We start from the raw sequence: 17,943 nt of genomic DNA on the forward strand, positions 1-17,943 counted from the left end.
GTTATTATGACAGAAAGCGGCAGCAGGCTGGAGAATCTGTTGATTTACCGGAACATACTGAATGATAATATTGTAAAGGGGCTTCGATCACCCGGCGGCCAGGGAACTCCCGGCAATCAGTATGCCATTGGCGCCCGGTTAATTGAATGGGCTGAAATAAATCAGGTGGCCGGCAATATCCCGGAAAACTATCTGTTAACACTAATCGGGACTGATGAAAATATATTCAGCCGCGTTGCCGGCCAAGCCGGGGTCCGGGCCGGCAGCAGCCTGGTGCAGGCTGCTGCCCATGATGTTGTTATTTTAAAGGAGATGTTTAAGGCCGGCATTGCCAGGGGGTTAGGGGCTGAAGTCAATGCCGTTATTGAAGACTACCGGCCTGTAAGCGGGGTGCAGGGCAGCCGGCAGGCAGGACTTCAGAATCTGAGTTTGCTCAGGGCCCTGTTTCTGGACGTTGCGGCAAGCCCGGCACCGGCGGCTGTCGTTAAGGCTCTCAGCGGGTATTACAACCGTTACGGCTGTGGCCGGTTAGCCGGCTATTATGCTTTTAAATGGGATGCGGAACAACGGGAGCTTGCCGGTATCGGTCATACTGATCCTGTCCAGTTAAGCGATATCATCGGCTATGAATATCAAAAAGCCGAACTTGTGCGAAACACCGAGGCTTTTATGAGCGGTAAACCGGCTAATAATGTGCTGCTGGTCGGTGCCCGGGGGACGGGCAAGTCATCCTCGGTAAAAGCAGTGGTCAACCGTTATGCTGATCAGGGTCTCAGGATTATTGAAATAGCGAAAGCTGATTTTAAACAAATTCCTGAGATTATGAAAATTCTGCGGCAGTGGGGCCAAAAATTCATCGTTTTTATTGATGATTTATCATTTGAAGAGTATGAGGCTGAATATAAGATTCTAAAATCGCTTATTGACGGCGGGGTCGAGGTGAGGCCGGACAATGTTTTGATTTATGCGACTTCCAACAGGCGGAATCTGATCAAAGAGACCTGGGATGACCGGGACGGCAGTGAACTGCACCGGCAGGATACGGTTAATGAAAAGATTTCGCTGGCCGACCGTTTTGGGGTTACCCTGTTCTACGCATTACCCAATCAGGAAGAGTATTTTAAGATGGTGGAAGCGATTGCCCGGAAGAACCGTATTGACCTGCCCCGGGAGGAGCTGCGGAGTGCGGCATTGCGCTGGGAAATGTCGCACTCCGGGCGTTCAGGCCGGCTTGCCCAACAATTTATTGACTATCTGGGAGGAAATATTGCCAATTAGTTAACTGTCGGCTATACATTTGGACTTGGTCTAAACCAAGTCTTTTTATTGTTGTAATTTGCAGATAAAAAGAATTTATATTCATGTAAACGATTTGGGACAGGGCCCATGTTCTGGCCTGCGCGGACAAAATTCGCCAGGCTTTGCGGTGGCAGCCCGGGTATACCGATATCAGAAAGATCATTGCCACAGCCTGGCGGTGGCATAAAGGCAATCCGGTAGGCCGGTTGTGCCTGCATAGCAGCTTAAGGGGGAGCAATTTTTGACATAATGGCGACAGGGCCAGGTGAAGTTGGATACCGCCATTGAGGCTGACGGTCCGCTCTGCTGTTGTGGTAACAGCCGAGACAAGCAGCGCCTAATTTGCAGAAATGCAAATCAGGCGCTGACTGTTTAGTCTCCGATTTACATCTGGCTTTTTTGTGGTATTATATAGTAGTGGGTATAAGAACCAGCTAATATATCCAGCCTTTAAAAGTCGGAGGAGGAAGAATTTACTTGAAAAAGATCATAGCAGCAACAGTGGGCCTCGTTTTCGCAGGCACTGCGGCATTGGCATCGCCGGCGGTTGATTATACTCCGGGGGCAGTAACCGTTGAGTTTGGCAGCACATTAAATTCAACTTTTAATGGCAAAGGCGCAATCGATGATTCGGTTGATGGCAAATCCGGCTTTAAGTACGGGGTTGCTGCCGGTCTGGGCGACAATTTTGCGCTGCAGTACAAAGGCGGGCATTTTGTATCAGAAGACTTTGCGGCGCTCGGCCGCACGATTCACGGTGTTTCGGATTTACAGGAAGTTAACCTTCTGTACAGGCTGAGTCCCGAAGTCTCTATTGTTGCCGGCTGGGTGCAGAATAAGGTATCTTATAGCAGCCTGATTAGTGATGCGAAAGTCTCAGGCCTGCATTTTGGCTTAACGGGGTCCAGGCAGCTTGATGATAAGTCGGCTCTGTTTGCCGCCTACATTGCCGGCAGTGACACTTTATTCTGGGAAGCCGGGGTTAGCCGCAAGCTGGGAAAAGCTACATACTTAAATGTCTCTTATGCTGTGCGTGAGTTCAGGGAGGTTGATCTGTATGTGCCGGCTATTAATCAGGGGAGCAAAGAGGATTATACGCTCAAAGGCATCAGTTGTGTAGTTGCGACTAAACTTTAAGCAGAGAGTAAACCGTACAGCCGTAAAAGTGGTTTGTACGGTTTAATTTTTCCGCTATAATAATAAATAACATTACTTGTTCATACTTATGAGGTGACAAATGAACCGGCTTCCTATTGAAGATATACTGCCTGATCTTAAGGCCGCACTTACTGCCCAGGCCAGCGCTGTGCTGGTGGCGCCGCCGGGATCAGGCAAGACGACCCGTATTCCGCTGGCCCTGATGAACGAAGAGTGGCTCCGGGGCCAGCGCATCCTGATGCTTGAGCCCCGGCGGCTGGCGGCCCGGGCGGCTGCCCGCTATATGGCGCAATTGCTGGGCGAACAAGTGGGAGAAACAGTGGGGTACAGGGTCCGGCTGGACAGTTGTGCCGGACCCCGAACGCGCATTGAGGTGATTACCGAAGGCATACTTACCCGCATGCTCCAGGCTGACCAAGCCTTGGCCGGGGTAGGGCTTATTATATTTGATGAATATCATGAGCGCAGTCTGCAGGCGGACCTGGGGCTGGCACTGGCGGTAGAAGCACAAGCTGTACTGAGAACGGATCTGCGGTTATTGATCATGTCGGCAACCCTGGCGGCGGAAGCCGTGGCTGAGCTGCTGGGCGGCGCCCCTGTAATCTGCGGCAGTGGCCAGGCTTATCCTGTAACGACTCATTATCTGGAGCAGCGCAGGGAAGAACGGTTGGAAGCTGCTGTTGTGAAAGCTGTAGGCAGAGCTCTCGCTGCCGGTTCAGGCGATCTATTGGTATTTTTGCCTGGCGCCGGCGAGATCCGGCGTGTCCAGGCCGGGCTGATGCGGGCAGGAATCGGCAAATATGCGCAGGTTGCCCCCCTGTATGGCGGATTATCGCTGGCCGCCCAGGATTTGGCTATATTACCAAGTACGCAGGGGGGGCGTAAGATTGTTCTGGCGACCTCCATTGCCGAGACAAGCCTTACCGTAGAAGGGGTCCGCATTGTTATTGACAGCGGTTTAATGCGTGTGCCGCGTTTTTCAGCCCGTACCGGCCTGACGCGCCTGGAAACCGTGCGGGTATCGCGGTCGTCTGCCGATCAGCGGCGGGGCCGGGCCGGGCGGCTGGGACCGGGGGTATGTTTCCGGCTTTGGACCAGACAGGAGGATTTATATTTAGAGACTGCTGCTACGCCGGAAATTTTGGCTGCCGATCTGACAGCACTGGCACTGGAACTGGCAGCCTGGGGCGTTTCTGACCCCGGACAGCTGCAATGGCTGGATGCACCGCCGGCAGCCGCATTCCTCAAGGCCTGCGAGCTGCTTAACCGGTTGGGCGCGATGGACAATGGCATTATCACCGGCCATGGGCGGCAAATCGTCCGCAGCGGTTTACACCCGCGCCTGGCGCATATGATCCTTAAGGCTGCAGAGCTTGGTTTGGGCGGCTTGGCCTGTGAGCTTGCGGCGATTCTCAGTGAACGGGATTTTTTCAGCGGAGCTGACATTGATTTGCGTCTGCGTGTTGATATGATCCGCAAGCTGGCAAATAACAAAAACGATACGGCCTGGCTGGCCGCGCAAAATATAGATGCAGCTGTATGCCGGCGGATTATGCAGGCAAGCAATCAGCTTAAACAGCAATTCGGGATTGCCGCTGACTGTCGGGAGGATATTGAAGCCTGCGGCCTGGTCGTGGCTATGGCCTATCCGGACCGAATCGGGCAGCAGCGGGACAATGGCCGGTTTTTGTTAGAGAACGGGCGTGGTGCCATAATCGCTGAGACGCAGCCGCTGGCGCACAACGCCTATATAGTGGCCGCAGATCTTGATGGCCAAGGAAGCGACAGCCGTATTTTTCTTGCTGCGCCTGTAACATTGGAGGAGCTGAGGTGTTATCTGGCCCCGCAAATCGTCACTGAGACAACCGTTGCTTGGGATGAGTCGGTGCAGGCGGTGCGGGCCAAGGTAGGCGAACGGTTAGGGACACTGATTCTAAAAGAAAGTCCTGAGCCTGAGCCTGATCCAGCCGCCGTGTTAGAGGCTTTGCTAGCGGGAATCGCCGGTGAGGGACTGAGCATTTTGCCCTGGACAAAGGCCGCGCGGCAGTTGCGTCAACGCCTGCTGTTCATTCATCAGCAGGAACAGAACTGGCCGGATGTTGCCGATGAAGGGCTGCTTGCTACTCTTGCAAACTGGCTGGGTCCGTATGTGTATGGATTAACCGCCCGGGCTCAGCTGGCGCAGTTAAACCTTGCGTCTATATTAGAAGCCATGCTTAGCCGGGAGCAGCTACGGGAGCTTAATGCCTACGCGCCGGCTCAGTTGACTGTGCCCAGCGGGCAAAGAATTTCTATAGATTACAGCAATCCCGAGCAGCCGGTACTGGCGGTAAAAATTCAGGAAATGTTCGGACTTAGTGAAACGCCGCGTATTGCCGGCGGCAAGGTTTGTTTAACCTTGCATTTGCTGTCGCCGGCCCAGCGGATTGTGCAGGTTACGCAGGATTTGGCTAATTTCTGGTCTAAAACCTATTTTGAGGTAAAACGGGATTTACTGGGACGATATCCGAAACATCCCTGGCCTGATGAACCAATGAAGGCTGTCCCGACAAGACGCGCCAGGCCAAAACCGATTAAAGCGGAGTGAAGTTTATTCTGGCTTAAAAACAGGTACCGGGGCAGCTGATAATACAGCAATAGCGGGGGATTTCTTGATAGAAATGATGCTTGACATATTGAATTTGGCATGATAGAATAAACTCTGTCGTTAAACGATGTTTCACATGGTGGCTATGGTGAAGTGGTTAACACGGCGGATTGTGGCTCCGTTATTCGAGGGTTCGAACCCCTCTAGTCACCCCAATTCAAATTTATTTGTAGGGGCGTCGCCAAGTCGGTAAGGCAACGGACTTTGACTCCGTCATGCGTTGGTTCGAGTCCAGCCGCCCCTGCCAACTTATTCTATTGCATAAGGAGCTGCCAGCGCAGCTTTGCGTTTTCTCCTGTTGCTGCTGAATGCAGGCGGAGTGGTTCATCAATATGCAGGGTTACAGTATACTGTTTATCGGTATTTATACGTCGACCTACTAGCTCAGTCGGTAGAGCACCTGACTTTTAATCAGGGTGTCCCGCGTTCGAGTCGCGGGTGGGTCACCAAATGGTATTGACATAGTACTACTACTATGATAATATAGCTTTTGCAGCGTAAGCTGCTGATTTAATGCGGGAGTGGCGGAACTGGCAGACGCACTAGACTTAGGATCTAGCGCCGTGAGGCGTGCAGGTTCAATTCCTGTCTCCCGCACCAAAACTTTGATATGAAAAAAGAGGCTGCCCATAGCGGGCGGCCTCTTTGCATATAGGCCGGCAAGGTTCTACAGCTGAAGGCACGCCCGCCTGCAGGCAGCGAATATAACCTGGCGGGATAAAGTATGCTATAGCTAAATAATGGCATGGAGAGGGTTTTTATTATGGCCGGATTACCCAATGTGCTTTCATGTTTGCGGATTGTGCTCGCTTTATTGCTAGTGCTTCTTTCAGAATCACCTGCTTTATTTACAATAACTTATATTGTATGCGGCATCACCGACATTGCCGATGGCTATATCGCGCGGAAGTACAACGCGGCAACAAAATTAGGCTCTAAGCTAGACAGCCTGGGGGATTTCATTTTTTGGGCTGTTGTCGTAGCCGTGCTTTTCTTTCGGACCAGTATATATACAGATAGCCTGGTCCTAACAGGCGGCTTGGTTGTAACAATAATGCGCGCAGCCAATTTTTTGATAACAAAAATCAAATTTAAGCAATGGGGTATGTTGCATTCTACCGGGAATAAAGCAGCAGGGCTGGCCCTCTACCTTGCTTTACCTATTTGTGTTTTATTGGGCTACATGCCGCTTTATCTTGCAATTCCTGTATTTATCATCGCCCTGCTATCTGCCTTGGAAGAAATGGCGATATTGGTTACTTCCAATAAATACAACGCTAATAGAAAGAGCCTGGCCACAAAAGATTAAACCTGAAAATTCCGGTAAAAACTAAAAAATAGCTGGCGCAATTTTGCACCAGCTATTTTCCTTCCACTACTTTAAGCTGATAATGTCCATGCTGGCCGGCCAATTTTGGACTCTGGCCAGCAGGCTGCACCATTCGGCTGTGTTAAGAATCACCTGCCCGGGTTCCAATACATGAGCCGGTATCCGGAAATTTTCCGCACTGCCTAAACCGGTGCCGAATAAATCACCGCCATAGGCCGAGATTGCGATGCGGTCAATCTTTTTAATGGGGAGTGTCTGACTGAGAAAAAAATCTTTGCTTACAATTGCCCTCATTAAACTGCCCTCCCGGGAAATGAGATGTTTTGTAGCCGTAACCCTCTGGAATTATCATACCATATACTTCTCCGGCTACGGAAGAGGCGGCTGGCATTAGTCCTGGCAGCAGGGCCTGCTGATTATAGTTTCCCTAAACTGGACAATAATAAGAGCAGGGAGGTGTCTCGTTGACAGACCATAACAAGCTTCTTTATTTCCTCACAGGCCTATTTCTCTTGAGCATGATTGCCATTATTGTTGCCTTGGCAGTACAGGAGCGATATGAGTTTGCGCAAAACATAACGGTAAAAACCTGCTTGCTGACAGTGCTTACCTGGCTGGAGGTAAAATATACCGTTAAAATTCCCCATACCATACGCATACTGGTGTTAACAGCAATTCTTAGTGATAGTTTCTTTGGGCTGTATATGAATTTATACACTACGTCGGCAATCTTTGATAAATTGCAGCATGTTTTCGGCAGCTATACATTTTCCTTATTTTTTTATAATCTGATTTGTCAGCTTACCCAACCGGCAATAAGCCGCACATTTAGCTTTATCTTTGTTATATCGCTGGGGTTAAGTATCGGGGTTTTCTATGAAATTGGTGAATTTATCGGCGACTTGACGATTAAGCCCAGTGTTCCCAGTCAACCCAGTTTATTGGACACAAACCTTGATTTAATTGCCGATGTGATCGGGGCGTTTATTGCTGCTGTGCATCTGATAATTGTGTTGCAAATTAATGATAATCGGTTTGATAAGAAATAGCCAGAGAGTATAGAACGACACAGAGGCGTTTGCTTTCGCCCAGATGCGGCCCGGCCGCGTTTGCTTTATTTACAGAGGCATGCAGGGACGATTGGGTTTGCATTTACGGGGCCAGCAAAAGCGTGGTGAGCATGCATTCGGCTGGCAGGGAGTCGAGGAGGGGCGGCAGCCGATTGGCTGGTTAGGCCGGCAGGGAGACCAGGAAGGGCGGCAGCCGATTGGCTGGCTGGGCCGGCAGGAAGACGAGGAGGGGCGGCAGCCGATTGGCTGGCTGGGCCGGCAGGGAGACCAGGAGGGGCGGCAGCCTATATTATTTACCCGCTCATCAAACTCTTCGTCATCAAACTCGTCATCAGTAAAATCATCATTCCACTCTTCGATATTAGGGGCTTCCCATTTAGGTTTTTTGTATTTTTCATCAGACATTAATTATCCTCCTCCCATTTTCCGGTGTAAGGGTTATACAGACAGTCGGCAGGTGCGGCCTGCCACGACTTTTGCGGGTCGGTACCCTGAGCCAGCGGCCGGCAGTCATAACAGGCATAACGATACTCACAGGCCTTGCATTTATTTACACAATCTTTAGTCGTACACCAGCACTCGGCCAGCAATTGTCCATTAAGGATGTCAGCCAGTGAACTTTTCAATATATTTCCACAGATTTGATCGCGGGCAAATATGCAAGGGATAACGTCGCCGTTGGCGGTAATAGCAACCCGGCCGGCCAAGCAGCTGTGAAACTTCCGGGATTTATCAAACGTTTCCGCATCAGTAAAAAACGGCGGTTTAATCATTGGTTTACTGTAGGTAAGCGGCAGCAGGGCCTGATCATCGCCCCGCCCGGTGGGGCGTACTACATCAGGCGGAGCCGGTTCCAGCCCGAGCCGGGCGTATAAATTCATGATGTTTTCCACTTCATGCTCATTGGCTTGCATAATAATTGACGCAATGCGCAGGGGGATATCGTTAGCTAATAGCTTTTTAACAGCGGCCATGGTTTTTTCGAAGCTGCCCTCATGAAGTGTCACGGTGTCGTGAACCAAAGCATTGTCGGCGTAAATGGTCGTAGCAATGCTGATATTATGCTGTTTAAAAAAATCAATACAGTCGTCATTGACAAGCGTAGCATTCGTGAAAATTTCAATTAATTCGTAGTTTTCCTGACGGGCTTTAACAATAAGTTCCTGCCAGCGGGGATACAGCAATGGTTCGCCCCCAATAAGCTGGATACTGTTTGCCCCTTGCCGGCGGGCCTCGCTAATGAGGTCAAGCCAGCGGTTATGCGGCACCAAACCCGCAGGGGTATGGGGGCTGCTTGCCGAGTAGCAGTGCAGGCAGCGATTGTTGCAGCTGGTAGTAAGTTCCAGCCAAAGAAATTCTAGCTGGGGCTTATAATCTGACAGCGCTCTCTTCTGGTCAGGGGGGGGATCAGTATAACCGGCTCCTAGCCCGAGCGCTGTCAGTCTATCAAGAAATGACAGATAGAGTTTGTTATCAGATAAAGTAAGGTCCATTATGTCTTCCAGAGCCGCTTGCCGGCAGGCCTGCAATAAATTTACTGCACCCTGATTAATTGAATATACCCGGCCTGTGGTTAATGCATAAATAGCTCCCCGGGCCTGGCCTTCTACTAGCACGCAGTCTTTGTTCAGCCGGTAATGCAACTGGCCAGCCTCCTTCAGGATATTGTTTCGTTGTATATCCCTGATACATAATATGCAGGCTGTCAGGCAGGTGTTAGCTGAGAATTAATTAGCAAATTTTTCAGGTTGACAAATAATTGATTATGGTATAAGATAAATAATGTTCTTGACGAGGTAAACGCGGAAGTAGCTCAGCGGTAGAGCATCGCCTTGCCAAGGCGAGGGTCGCGAGTTCGAATCTCGTTTTCCGCTCCATATTACACATAACCCAGCACAGAACTGCTGGGTTTTTTGCTCATATCTTGTCTTTGTTATTTACTTGTGTTATGATATTATCCATGACATTGCTACAAATTATGGACACTGGCCAAAAAAAATATTGGTTAATCCAAGAACCCCATAAAATTTATGTCAATAATGGGAATACTATTTACGGGAGAACTATGTTGACAATTAATAAGCTGTGTCAGCAGTTAATTTAATAAGGAGGAAATACATAAATGAAGGTAACAGCGGAAAGAATAGACAATCATAAAACGGTGCTTAATCTTGAGGTACCCCAGACTGAGGTGGTTAAGGCTGTTGAAAAAGCATACCGCAAGCTGGCTAATCAGGTCAACATACCCGGCTTCCGTAAAGGTAAAGCTCCCCGTAAAGTAGTGGAAATGCGTGTTGGCAAAGAGGCACTGCTTGACGAGGCCTTCGAAATTCTGGCTCCTCAGGCCTATGCCAAAGCATTGGAGGAACAAGCAATTGATCCTGTGGGTCGTCCGGAAATTGAAGTTGTTACGCTAGCGGAAGATCAACCGTTAGTGTTTAAAGCTACTGTCGTTAAAAAACCTGAAGTTACTTTAGGTCAATATAAAGGTCTGACAATAGAAAAGACGGCTGCCGAGGTTACTGATGCAGACGTGGATAGTGAACTGGAAAAAAACCGCAGCCGCAATGCCAAAATGGTAGTGGTAGAGGACGCTGAACTTAAACAAGGTGATTTGGCCATTATTGATTTTAAAGGTTTTGTGGACGGCGTTCCTTTTGATGGCGGCGAAGGCAAGAGTTATCCGCTTGAAATCGGGTCTGGCAGCTTTATTCCCGGCTTTGAAGAACAACTGATTGGGGCTAAGTCGGGGGATGAGCGGGAGGTAAGTGTTTCTTTTCCGGCAGATTATTTTGTGGCCGAATTAGCTGGCAACGAGGCTAAGTTTACGGTTAATATCCACGACATCAAACGCAAGGAAATGCCGGAGCTTGATGATGAGTTCGCTAAAGAGACCGGGGAATTTGATACGCTGGCGGAATTAAAAAGCGATATTAAGAATAAGTTAGAACAGACTGCTGCCGACAAAGCCGAACGTGAGTTCCGGGCTGCTGCCATCAAAGCTGTAGTTGATGGGGCTGAACTTGATGTTCCGGACGTAATGGTTGAGAATCAAATTGATAACATGATTCAGGACCTGGATGTAAATTTACAGCAGCGCGGCATGCAACTTGCAAAATATCTTGAATATACTAAAATGGATATGGCAGCCCTGCGGGAAAACTACCGTACTGCGGCCTTATATAATGTAAAGACCGACCTGGTGCTTGAGGCTATTGTCAAAGCGGAAGGCTTTACTGCTGCGCCTGAAGACCTGCAGCGGGAGATTGAATCCATGGCGCAAAACTATCAAACAACAGTGGAAGAGATTGTCAAAGTGATTCGTGAAACAAACCGTTTTCAGGCGCTTAACGACTCAGTCCTGCGTAAAAAAGCTGCACAATTAGTAATTGATAGTGTTGCAGCCCAATAATTTAGATAAAAAATTTAGATATTGAGGTGATTTTTTATGCCCTATGTGCCAATTGTAGTAGAGCAGTCTAACCGCGGTGAGCGAGCTTATGATATTTACTCCCGGCTATTAAAGGACCGTATTGTATTTATCGGCGGACCGATTGACGACAATGTGGCAAATTTGTTTATTGCTCAGCTGCTGTTTTTGGAGTCGGAGGATCCGGAGAAAGATATTCATGTATATATTAACAGCCCGGGGGGAGTGGTAACGGCGGCAATGGCTATGTATGATACCATGCAATATGTCAAGCCGGACGTAACGACTACCTGCATGGGGCAAGCCGCCAGTGCGGGTGCATTGCTGCTTGCAGCCGGCGCGAAAGGTAAACGCTATGCCCTGCCTAATTCACGCATTATGATTCATCAGCCTCTTGGTGGTACGCAAGGGCAAGCTACCGATATTGAAATTCATGCTCGGGAAATTCTCCGTATGCGGGAACATTTAAATGGCATCCTTGTCCATCATACCGGTCAGCCGTTAGAAAAAATTCAGCGTGACACGGAGCGTGATTTTTTCATGTCCAGTGAGCAGGCGAAAGACTACGGCCTTATTGACTCAGTTGTGGTGCGGGGTGACAGACACAAGGAGACTCCCAAGTAGAGAGGTGGTAATATGTTGAAATTCGGTGATGACAGGGGTCAACTAAAGTGTTCGTTTTGCGGTAAACTGCAAGAGCAGGTAAAGAAACTTGTTGCCGGCCCAGGAGTGTATATTTGTGATGAATGTATAGAACTTTGCAATGAGATCATTGAAGAAGAACTGAGCGAAGATATGGATGTTGAGCTCAGGGATGTTCCTAAACCCAAAGAGATCAAAGACATTCTTGACCAGTATGTCATTGGTCAGGAGGAAGCTAAGAAATCTCTGGCTGTAGCTGTGTACAATCATTACAAGCGAATTAATCTGGGGGCTAAAATGGATGATGTTGAGCTGCAAAAATCCAACATCATTATGCTTGGTCCAACTGGCAGTGGTAAAACGTTGTTAGCACAAACGCTGGCTAAAATTCTCAATGTTCCCTTTGCCGTAGCCGATGCCACCTCGTTAACTGAAGCCGGTTATGTAGGTGAGGATGTAGAGAATATTCTCTTAAAACTTATCCAGGCTGCTGATTACGATGTGGAAAAAGCCGAAAAGGGCATTGTGTATATTGATGAAATTGATAAAATTGCCCGTAAATCAGAAAACCCCTCAATCACCCGCGATGTTTCCGGCGAGGGTGTACAGCAGGCCTTGCTTAAGATACTGGAGGGTACGGTAGCCAGTGTGCCACCGCAGGGTGGGCGTAAGCATCCCCACCAGGAGTTTATTCAAATTGATACCACAAATATTCTTTTTATCTGCGGCGGTGCTTTTGATGGCATTGACAAGCTGATCAGCGCCAGAACCGGTAAAAAATCTATGGGGTTTGGGGCTGAAGTCCGCAGTAAGGAAAAGAAGCTTCTGGGTGAGATTCTTAGAAATATTCTGCCTGAGGATCTGCTTAAATTTGGGCTTATTCCCGAGTTTGTCGGGCGTTTGCCTGTTATTGTCACCTTAGACGCACTTGATGAAGAGTCATTGGTGCGGATCTTAATCGAACCCAAAAATGCTTTGGTAAAACAGTATCAGAAGTTCCTGGAAATCGACAATGTTCAGCTTGAATTTAAAGATGAGGCGTTAAAAGCGATTGCGGCTGAGGCCTTGAAGCGCAACACCGGTGCCAGGGGCCTGCGGGCTATTATCGAAGGCATCATGCGAAACGTAATGTATGATATTCCGTCACGGACGGATGTTGCCAAATGCATTGTCACCAAAGAGGTTATTGTTAACAAAGAGGAACCGGTGCTGGTGACTGCGGAACGAAAAACAAAGAAAAAAGAAGAATCTGCTTAACAAAAGGAGCCGGCCGGCTCCTTATTTTTTACCCCAGCAAAAATCATAAAATTTTGAGGTCCGGATCTAAGGATAAGAAAAATCTCAGGCGGCTGCCGGCGTCCTAAAGGACTTGGCACAAGCCAAGTTTTTAATGCCAGGTATTTAATGGTACCCGCTTTTTTTGCAATGTGCCTGCCGGGTTTTGCCAGGATAAAATCATGTTCATTGCCTATACTAGACACATGGTAATTTAAAAACACTCAAATCTTTTGCTCGGGAAAGGAGGTTCATTGAATTTTGGATTATGCTGTAAATATTATCAGTGTGATTCAGTTGTTTTTTGCCGTGGTGATCGGGCTCTATTTTTGGAACCTGCTAAAATCGCAGCAAGGCAACAAGATGGCGGTGGAGCGCGAATCCAGAAAAGAAATGGACAAATTGCAAAAAATGCGAGAGATATCCTTAACTGAACCGCTAGCTGAAAAGACCAGGCCCACCGACTTTTCTGAAATTGTCGGTCAGGAAGAAGGTCTTAAAGCGCTCCGTGCCGCTCTGTGCGGTCCCAACCCGCAGCATGTTCTTATTTACGGACCCCCTGGTGTAGGCAAAACTGCGGCAGCGCGTCTGGTACTTAATGAAGCCAGGCGTAATGGTTATTCACCTTTTCGGGTTGCGGCTAAATTTATGGAACTAGATGCCACAACCGCCAGATTCGATGAGCGTGGTATAGCCGATCCATTGATCGGCACGGTCCATGATCCTATTTATCAAGGGGCCGGACAAATGGGGATGGCCGGAATTCCCCAGCCCAAACCGGGCGCTGTAACCAAAGCGCATGGTGGCGTGCTGTTTATTGATGAAATCGGTGAACTCCATCATATCCAGATGAATAAACTATTAAAGGTGCTGGAAGACCGGAAAGTATTTTTGGACAGTTCATACTATAATAGTGAAGATACTAATATACCACAGCATATCCATGACATATTTCAAAATGGACTGCCGGCAGATTTCAGACTGATTGGGGCAACAACCCGCATGCCCCAGGATATTCCTCCGGCCATCCGCTCCCGGTGTGTGGAAATATTTTTCCGGCCGCTGCTGGCCGACGAGATTGCTAAAGTAGCTCTTAACGCTACCAAAAAAATCAACTATACCCTTGATGATGGTGCTTTAGAAGTCATTAAGCGTTATGCCACAAACGGGCGTGAGGCTGTGAACATCATCCAGATTGCTGCGGGTATTGCCCAAAGCAGTTGTAAAAATGATAACCTCCTTACCCAAGCTGATGTTGAGTGGGTAATCAATTTTGGCCAGTATAGTCCGCGCCCGGAGAAAAAGATTCCCGCCAAATCTCAGGTAGGTGTAGTAAACGGGTTGGCTGTGTATGGAGCCAATATCGGTATGCTAATGGAACTGGAGGTAACGGCCGTACCCAACAATTATGGTACCGGGAAAATGACGGTTACCGGGGTTGTTGATGAAGAGGAGATAGGCTCGCCGGGGCGTACCATGCGCCGCAAGAGTATGGCCAAAGGCTCGCTTGACAATGTACTTACCGTCTTGGCCAAGGAATTTGGCATTGATTATACCAAATATGACATACATGTTAACTTCCCAGGCGGCGTGCCTGTTGACGGACCATCAGCCGGTGTGACGGTCGCAACTGCGATTTACTCGTCGATTTTCAATCTGCCAATTGATAATACTGTGGCCATGACCGGTGAAATCTCTATCCGCGGCCTGGTAAAACCTGTCGGCGGTGTAAGTGCGAAGGTAACTGCTGCCAAGCAGGCCGGAGCACGCCGGGTCATTATCCCCAAGGAAAACTGGCAAGAGTTGTATGCCGATATGGATATTGAGGTTATACCGGTGGAAACTCTGCAGGAAGTGCTGAAACATGCAATGGTTAAAAACGGTGAAGTTCTGCGGAAGGATATACCGGTGGCCATGCCGGAGGTGCTTGCTGCTGCCGGTATTGATAAAGTATGATTAATTTTAGCCGGGTTAACTAACCCGGCTGTTATTATTGGCAAATAAAAGGATTTTTTGCTAATCACTCAGAATATTTTACATAGCGGTGTTGAAACTATTATTAACTACTGATACCGCGGGTTACCGAAGGGAGGAAATAATTTTGGCGGAAAAACGGCGTACAATACCACTCTTGCCGCTCAGAGGCATATTAGTTTTCCCATATATGATTATTCATCTGGATGTTGGCCGGGAAAAGTCAATCAGCGCCTTAGAAGAAGCCATGGTTCAAGACCGGCTGATCATGCTGGCAACACAAAAAGATGCTCAAAATGACACACCTCAGCCTGAAGATATTTTTTCAGTGGGCACTGTCGCTGAAATTAAACAGTTATTGAAGCTGCCAGGCGGCACTATCCGGGTGCTGGTAGAAGGTCTGCACCGGGGGGAGATTGAAGAATTTATCAGTTTTGATCCCTATTATCAGGTGCAGATTCGCGAGTTTTCCGACGTGGAACCGAAGACACCGGAAACGGAAGCACTTACCCGTACGGCAATTAACCAGTTTGAACAATGGGTCAAACTGAGTAAAAAAATTCCCCCGGAAACCCTGGTTTCGGTGGTGGTAGTGGAAGAGCCCGGGCGTTTGACCGACCTTATCGCCAGCCATTTATCGCTGAAAATTGAAGATAAACAGATACTGCTGGAGGCTGTTGGTGTTAATGCCCGGCTGGAACGCTTGTGTGAAATTTTAGGACGGGAAATGGAGATTCTTGAACTTGAGAAAAAAATTCACGTCCGGGTTCGCAAGCAGATGGAAAAAACACAAAAAGAGTATTACTTGCGGGAACAGCTTAAAGCCATTCAAAAGGAATTAGGCGAGAAAGACGAGCGTACGGCTGAAGTGGAAGAATACCGTCAGCGGGTCAAAGAACAGAATTTGCCTAAGGATGTAGCGGAAAAGATAAATAAAGAAATCGACCGTCTGGAAAAGATGCCGCCCATGGTGGCTGAAAGCGGTGTAATCCGTACGTACCTGGACTGGCTGCTGACATTGCCGTGGACTGTGGAGACCGATGACCGCCTTGATATTACTGTGGCCGAGAATATATTGGATGAAGATCATTACGGGCTGGAAAAAGTCAAAGAGCGTATTTTAGAATACCTCTCCATCCGTAAGCTGACGGAAAAAATGAAAGGTCCGATTTTGTGCCTTGTGGGGCCGCCAGGTGTTGGTAAAACGTCGCTGGCCCGTTCGATTGCCCGCGCTATGGAGCGGAAATTTGTCCGTGTTTCCCTCGGCGGCGTTAGAGATGAAGCCGAAATCAGAGGCCATCGGCGGACTTATGTTGGCGCGTTACCAGGCCGGATTATTCAGGGGATGCGTACGGTTGGCTCGAAAAACCCGGTATTCCTCTTAGATGAAATTGATAAGATGAGTGCTGATTTTAGGGGTGACCCCTCATCTGCCCTGCTGGAAGTGCTTGATCCTGAACAAAACAATTCCTTCAGCGATCATTATGTGGAGCTGGCGTATGACTTATCCCGGGTGCTGTGGGTGGTTACTGCTAATGTGATGCATAATATTCCCCGGCCATTGCTGGATCGTATGGAAATCATCACAATTGCCGGTTATACCGAGGAGGAAAAGGTCGAGATTGCCAAGCGTTATCTTATCCCTAAGCAGACAACCGACCATGGCTTGTCGGGCAAACAGATTTCCTTTTCGGAAGGAACAATCCAAAAAGTTATCCGCGAATATACCCGGGAAGCGGGTGTAAGAAACCTGGAACGCAATATTGCCAATCTCTGCCGTAAAGCCGCCCGCAAAATCGTGCAGGACCAGGGGCCGGTTATTAAAATCACTGCCCAGAACCTGCATACATTCCTGGGGGCGACAAAATATCGTCATGCCCAGGCTGAAGAAACCAGCCAGGTAGGTGTAGCTACCGGTCTGGCCTGGACCGAAGTAGGCGGTGATGTATTGGCTGTTGAAATTTCCACGATGAGAGGCAAAGGCAAATTAACCCTGACCGGACAATTGGGCGATGTTATGCAGGAATCAGCGCAGGCCGGGTTCAGCTACATCCGCTCCCGGGCTAAGGACCTGGGCATTGAAGAAGACTTTCATGAAAAACTGGATATCCATATTCATTTACCGGAAGGCGCTATTCCGAAAGACGGACCGTCGGCAGGCATCACCATGGCTACCGCCGTAGCCTCAGCCCTGACCGGCAAGCCGGTCAGAAGCGACATCGCCATGACGGGAGAGATTACTCTGCGCGGCCGGGTATTGCCCGTCGGGGGAATAAAAGAAAAAGTGCTTGCCGCTCACCGGGCCGGTATCCGGAAGGTTATGCTGCCTAAAGAGAACAAGCGTGATCTTGATGAAATCCCGGCTAATGTTAAACGCAGTCTGGAGTTTGCTCTTGTCGAGCATATGGATGAAGTGCTTAAAACAGCATTGGTGACCACGGAATGACCGCTGTTGCCGCGTTTAATATTGTCAAGGCCAGCTATGTAGCTACGGCTGTGAATGCCGGTCAGTACCCGGAGAGTGAATTAACCGAGATTGCTTTTATTGGCAGGTCTAATGTCGGCAAGTCTTCATTGATTAACTCACTGTGCCGCCGGCATGGTTTGGCCCGCACCAGCGGGACACCGGGCAAGACGCAGACCATTAATTTTTTTAGTCTTACCGGTAAACTGCCTGATGAGTCGCGCCTGGATTTTATGCTTGTGGATCTTCCCGGTTACGGGTATGCCAAACGGGCGCAGACGGCACGGGCAACCTGGTCTAATTTTATAGAAGAGTACTGGCTGAAATCAACCCGGCTGAAGCTGGTGTGCCAATTAATTGATGTCCGCCATCCGCCCATGGAGAGTGATATAAACGTTTATCAATGGCTGGTGGAGCATGGCCTGCCTGTTCAGGTAGTGGCTACTAAAGGTGACAAAATTCCCAAAAGCCGTATTCAACAGCATGCACAGGCAATCAGCACAGGCCTTAATATGCCTGTGCTTGCTCCCGGCGGCCGCGTTATTACTTATTCAACCGTTACCGGTGCCGGACGGGATGAACTCCTTGACGTAATCAGAATTATTTTGCTAAAATAATAGTGCTACACTGAGGAGACAGTCGGCAGGCTGTCTC

At 48.8% G+C, this 17,943-nt stretch carries 15 protein-coding genes and 5 tRNA genes; 16 read left to right on the forward strand and 4 right to left on the reverse strand.

Annotated features, from left to right (window positions below; translation table 11 throughout):
- The first annotated feature begins 6 nt into the window (after nucleotides 1-6).
- The gene (locus tag SPTER_RS06560; RefSeq protein WP_144349592.1) at nucleotides 7-1,278 is read left to right on the forward strand and encodes an ATP-binding protein; all 1,272 of its coding nucleotides are present in this window, start codon (nucleotides 7-9) and stop codon (nucleotides 1,276-1,278) included.
- A gap of 11 nt (nucleotides 1,279-1,289) precedes the next feature.
- Here SPTER_RS06560 and SPTER_RS24620 read toward each other — a convergent pair whose 3' ends face one another.
- Complete coding sequence (locus SPTER_RS24620; RefSeq protein ID WP_170233180.1) at nucleotides 1,290-1,517, reverse strand: hypothetical protein; 228 nt, start codon at nucleotides 1,515-1,517, stop codon at nucleotides 1,290-1,292.
- A 259-nt stretch (nucleotides 1,518-1,776) separates the two neighbouring features.
- Here SPTER_RS24620 and SPTER_RS06565 point away from each other — a divergent pair, with 259 nt between their 5' ends.
- The 7 genes from SPTER_RS06565 to SPTER_RS06595 all read left to right on the forward strand — a co-directional run bounded on the left by SPTER_RS06565 (nucleotide 1,777) and on the right by SPTER_RS06595 (nucleotide 6,413).
- Nucleotides 1,777-2,436 carry a hypothetical protein gene (locus tag SPTER_RS06565; protein ID WP_144349593.1) on the forward strand — a complete coding sequence of 220 codons (660 nt, stop codon included), beginning with the start codon at nucleotides 1,777-1,779 and terminating at the stop codon, nucleotides 2,434-2,436.
- Between the two features lie 100 nt (nucleotides 2,437-2,536).
- Nucleotides 2,537-5,044 (forward strand): ATP-dependent helicase HrpB, encoded by a 2,508-nt coding sequence (gene hrpB, locus SPTER_RS06570; protein ID WP_144349594.1) that lies wholly within the window; start codon nucleotides 2,537-2,539, stop codon nucleotides 5,042-5,044.
- Between the two features lie 139 nt (nucleotides 5,045-5,183).
- Nucleotides 5,184-5,259 (forward strand) — tRNA-His (locus tag SPTER_RS06575).
- Nucleotides 5,260-5,275: 16 nt separating this feature from the next.
- Nucleotides 5,276-5,351: transfer RNA gene (locus SPTER_RS06580), tRNA-Gln, on the forward strand.
- Between the two features lie 126 nt (nucleotides 5,352-5,477).
- Nucleotides 5,478-5,553, forward strand: a tRNA-Lys gene (locus SPTER_RS06585).
- Between the two features lie 66 nt (nucleotides 5,554-5,619).
- Nucleotides 5,620-5,704: transfer RNA gene (locus SPTER_RS06590), tRNA-Leu, on the forward strand.
- Nucleotides 5,705-5,849: 145 nt separating this feature from the next.
- Complete coding sequence (locus tag SPTER_RS06595) at nucleotides 5,850-6,413, forward strand: CDP-alcohol phosphatidyltransferase family protein (RefSeq protein WP_144349595.1); 564 nt, start codon at nucleotides 5,850-5,852, stop codon at nucleotides 6,411-6,413.
- A 66-nt stretch (nucleotides 6,414-6,479) separates the two neighbouring features.
- On the opposite strand, the gene SPTER_RS06600 is transcribed toward SPTER_RS06595, so the two are convergent.
- Nucleotides 6,480-6,728, reverse strand: coding sequence for a hypothetical protein (locus SPTER_RS06600; protein WP_144349596.1), 249 nt, complete (start codon nucleotides 6,726-6,728; stop codon nucleotides 6,480-6,482).
- A 170-nt stretch (nucleotides 6,729-6,898) separates the two neighbouring features.
- Between SPTER_RS06600 and SPTER_RS06605 the strand changes: the two genes are divergently transcribed.
- Nucleotides 6,899-7,483 carry a DUF2238 domain-containing protein gene (locus SPTER_RS06605; RefSeq protein WP_144349597.1) on the forward strand — a complete coding sequence of 195 codons (585 nt, stop codon included), beginning with the start codon at nucleotides 6,899-6,901 and terminating at the stop codon, nucleotides 7,481-7,483.
- A 69-nt stretch (nucleotides 7,484-7,552) separates the two neighbouring features.
- On the opposite strand, the gene SPTER_RS06610 is transcribed toward SPTER_RS06605, so the two are convergent.
- Both SPTER_RS06610 and SPTER_RS06615 read right to left on the reverse strand, forming a co-directional pair.
- Nucleotides 7,553-7,909 (reverse strand): hypothetical protein, encoded by a 357-nt coding sequence (locus tag SPTER_RS06610; RefSeq protein ID WP_144349598.1) that lies wholly within the window; start codon nucleotides 7,907-7,909, stop codon nucleotides 7,553-7,555.
- Nucleotides 7,909-9,147, reverse strand: a complete 1,239-nt coding sequence (locus SPTER_RS06615; RefSeq protein WP_144349599.1) for a radical SAM protein — start codon at nucleotides 9,145-9,147, stop codon at nucleotides 7,909-7,911. Before SPTER_RS06615 ends, SPTER_RS06610 begins: the two co-directional genes overlap by 1 nt.
- A gap of 159 nt (nucleotides 9,148-9,306) precedes the next feature.
- On the opposite strand from SPTER_RS06615, the gene SPTER_RS06620 reads away from it, so the two are divergent.
- The 7 genes from SPTER_RS06620 (at nucleotide 9,307) to yihA (ending at nucleotide 17,906) form a co-directional block, all read left to right on the forward strand.
- Nucleotides 9,307-9,381: transfer RNA gene (locus SPTER_RS06620), tRNA-Gly, on the forward strand.
- Between the two features lie 245 nt (nucleotides 9,382-9,626).
- Nucleotides 9,627-10,916, forward strand: a complete 1,290-nt coding sequence (gene tig, locus SPTER_RS06625) for a trigger factor (RefSeq protein WP_144349600.1) — start codon at nucleotides 9,627-9,629, stop codon at nucleotides 10,914-10,916.
- Nucleotides 10,917-10,952: 36 nt separating this feature from the next.
- The gene (gene clpP, locus SPTER_RS06630; RefSeq protein WP_144349601.1) at nucleotides 10,953-11,558 is read left to right on the forward strand and encodes an ATP-dependent Clp endopeptidase proteolytic subunit ClpP; all 606 of its coding nucleotides are present in this window, start codon (nucleotides 10,953-10,955) and stop codon (nucleotides 11,556-11,558) included.
- A gap of 12 nt (nucleotides 11,559-11,570) precedes the next feature.
- Nucleotides 11,571-12,833 carry an ATP-dependent Clp protease ATP-binding subunit ClpX gene (gene clpX / locus SPTER_RS06635; RefSeq protein ID WP_144349602.1) on the forward strand — a complete coding sequence of 421 codons (1,263 nt, stop codon included), beginning with the start codon at nucleotides 11,571-11,573 and terminating at the stop codon, nucleotides 12,831-12,833.
- 279 nt (nucleotides 12,834-13,112) lie between these two features.
- Nucleotides 13,113-14,807 (forward strand): ATP-dependent protease LonB, encoded by a 1,695-nt coding sequence (lonB, locus tag SPTER_RS06640; protein ID WP_144349603.1) that lies wholly within the window; start codon nucleotides 13,113-13,115, stop codon nucleotides 14,805-14,807.
- Nucleotides 14,808-14,952: 145 nt separating this feature from the next.
- Entirely contained in the window at nucleotides 14,953-17,271 is a 2,319-nt protein-coding gene (lon, locus tag SPTER_RS06645; protein WP_144349604.1) for an endopeptidase La, read from the forward strand.
- Entirely contained in the window at nucleotides 17,268-17,906 is a 639-nt protein-coding gene (yihA, locus tag SPTER_RS06650; protein WP_144349605.1) for a ribosome biogenesis GTP-binding protein YihA/YsxC, read from the forward strand. Before lon ends, yihA begins: the two co-directional genes overlap by 4 nt.
- Nucleotides 17,907-17,943 lie beyond the last annotated feature (37 nt).

Origin of the sequence: Sporomusa termitida (assembly GCF_007641255.1) — a bacterium.
Taxonomy (GTDB): Bacteria; Bacillota; Negativicutes; order Sporomusales; family Sporomusaceae; genus Sporomusa; species Sporomusa termitida.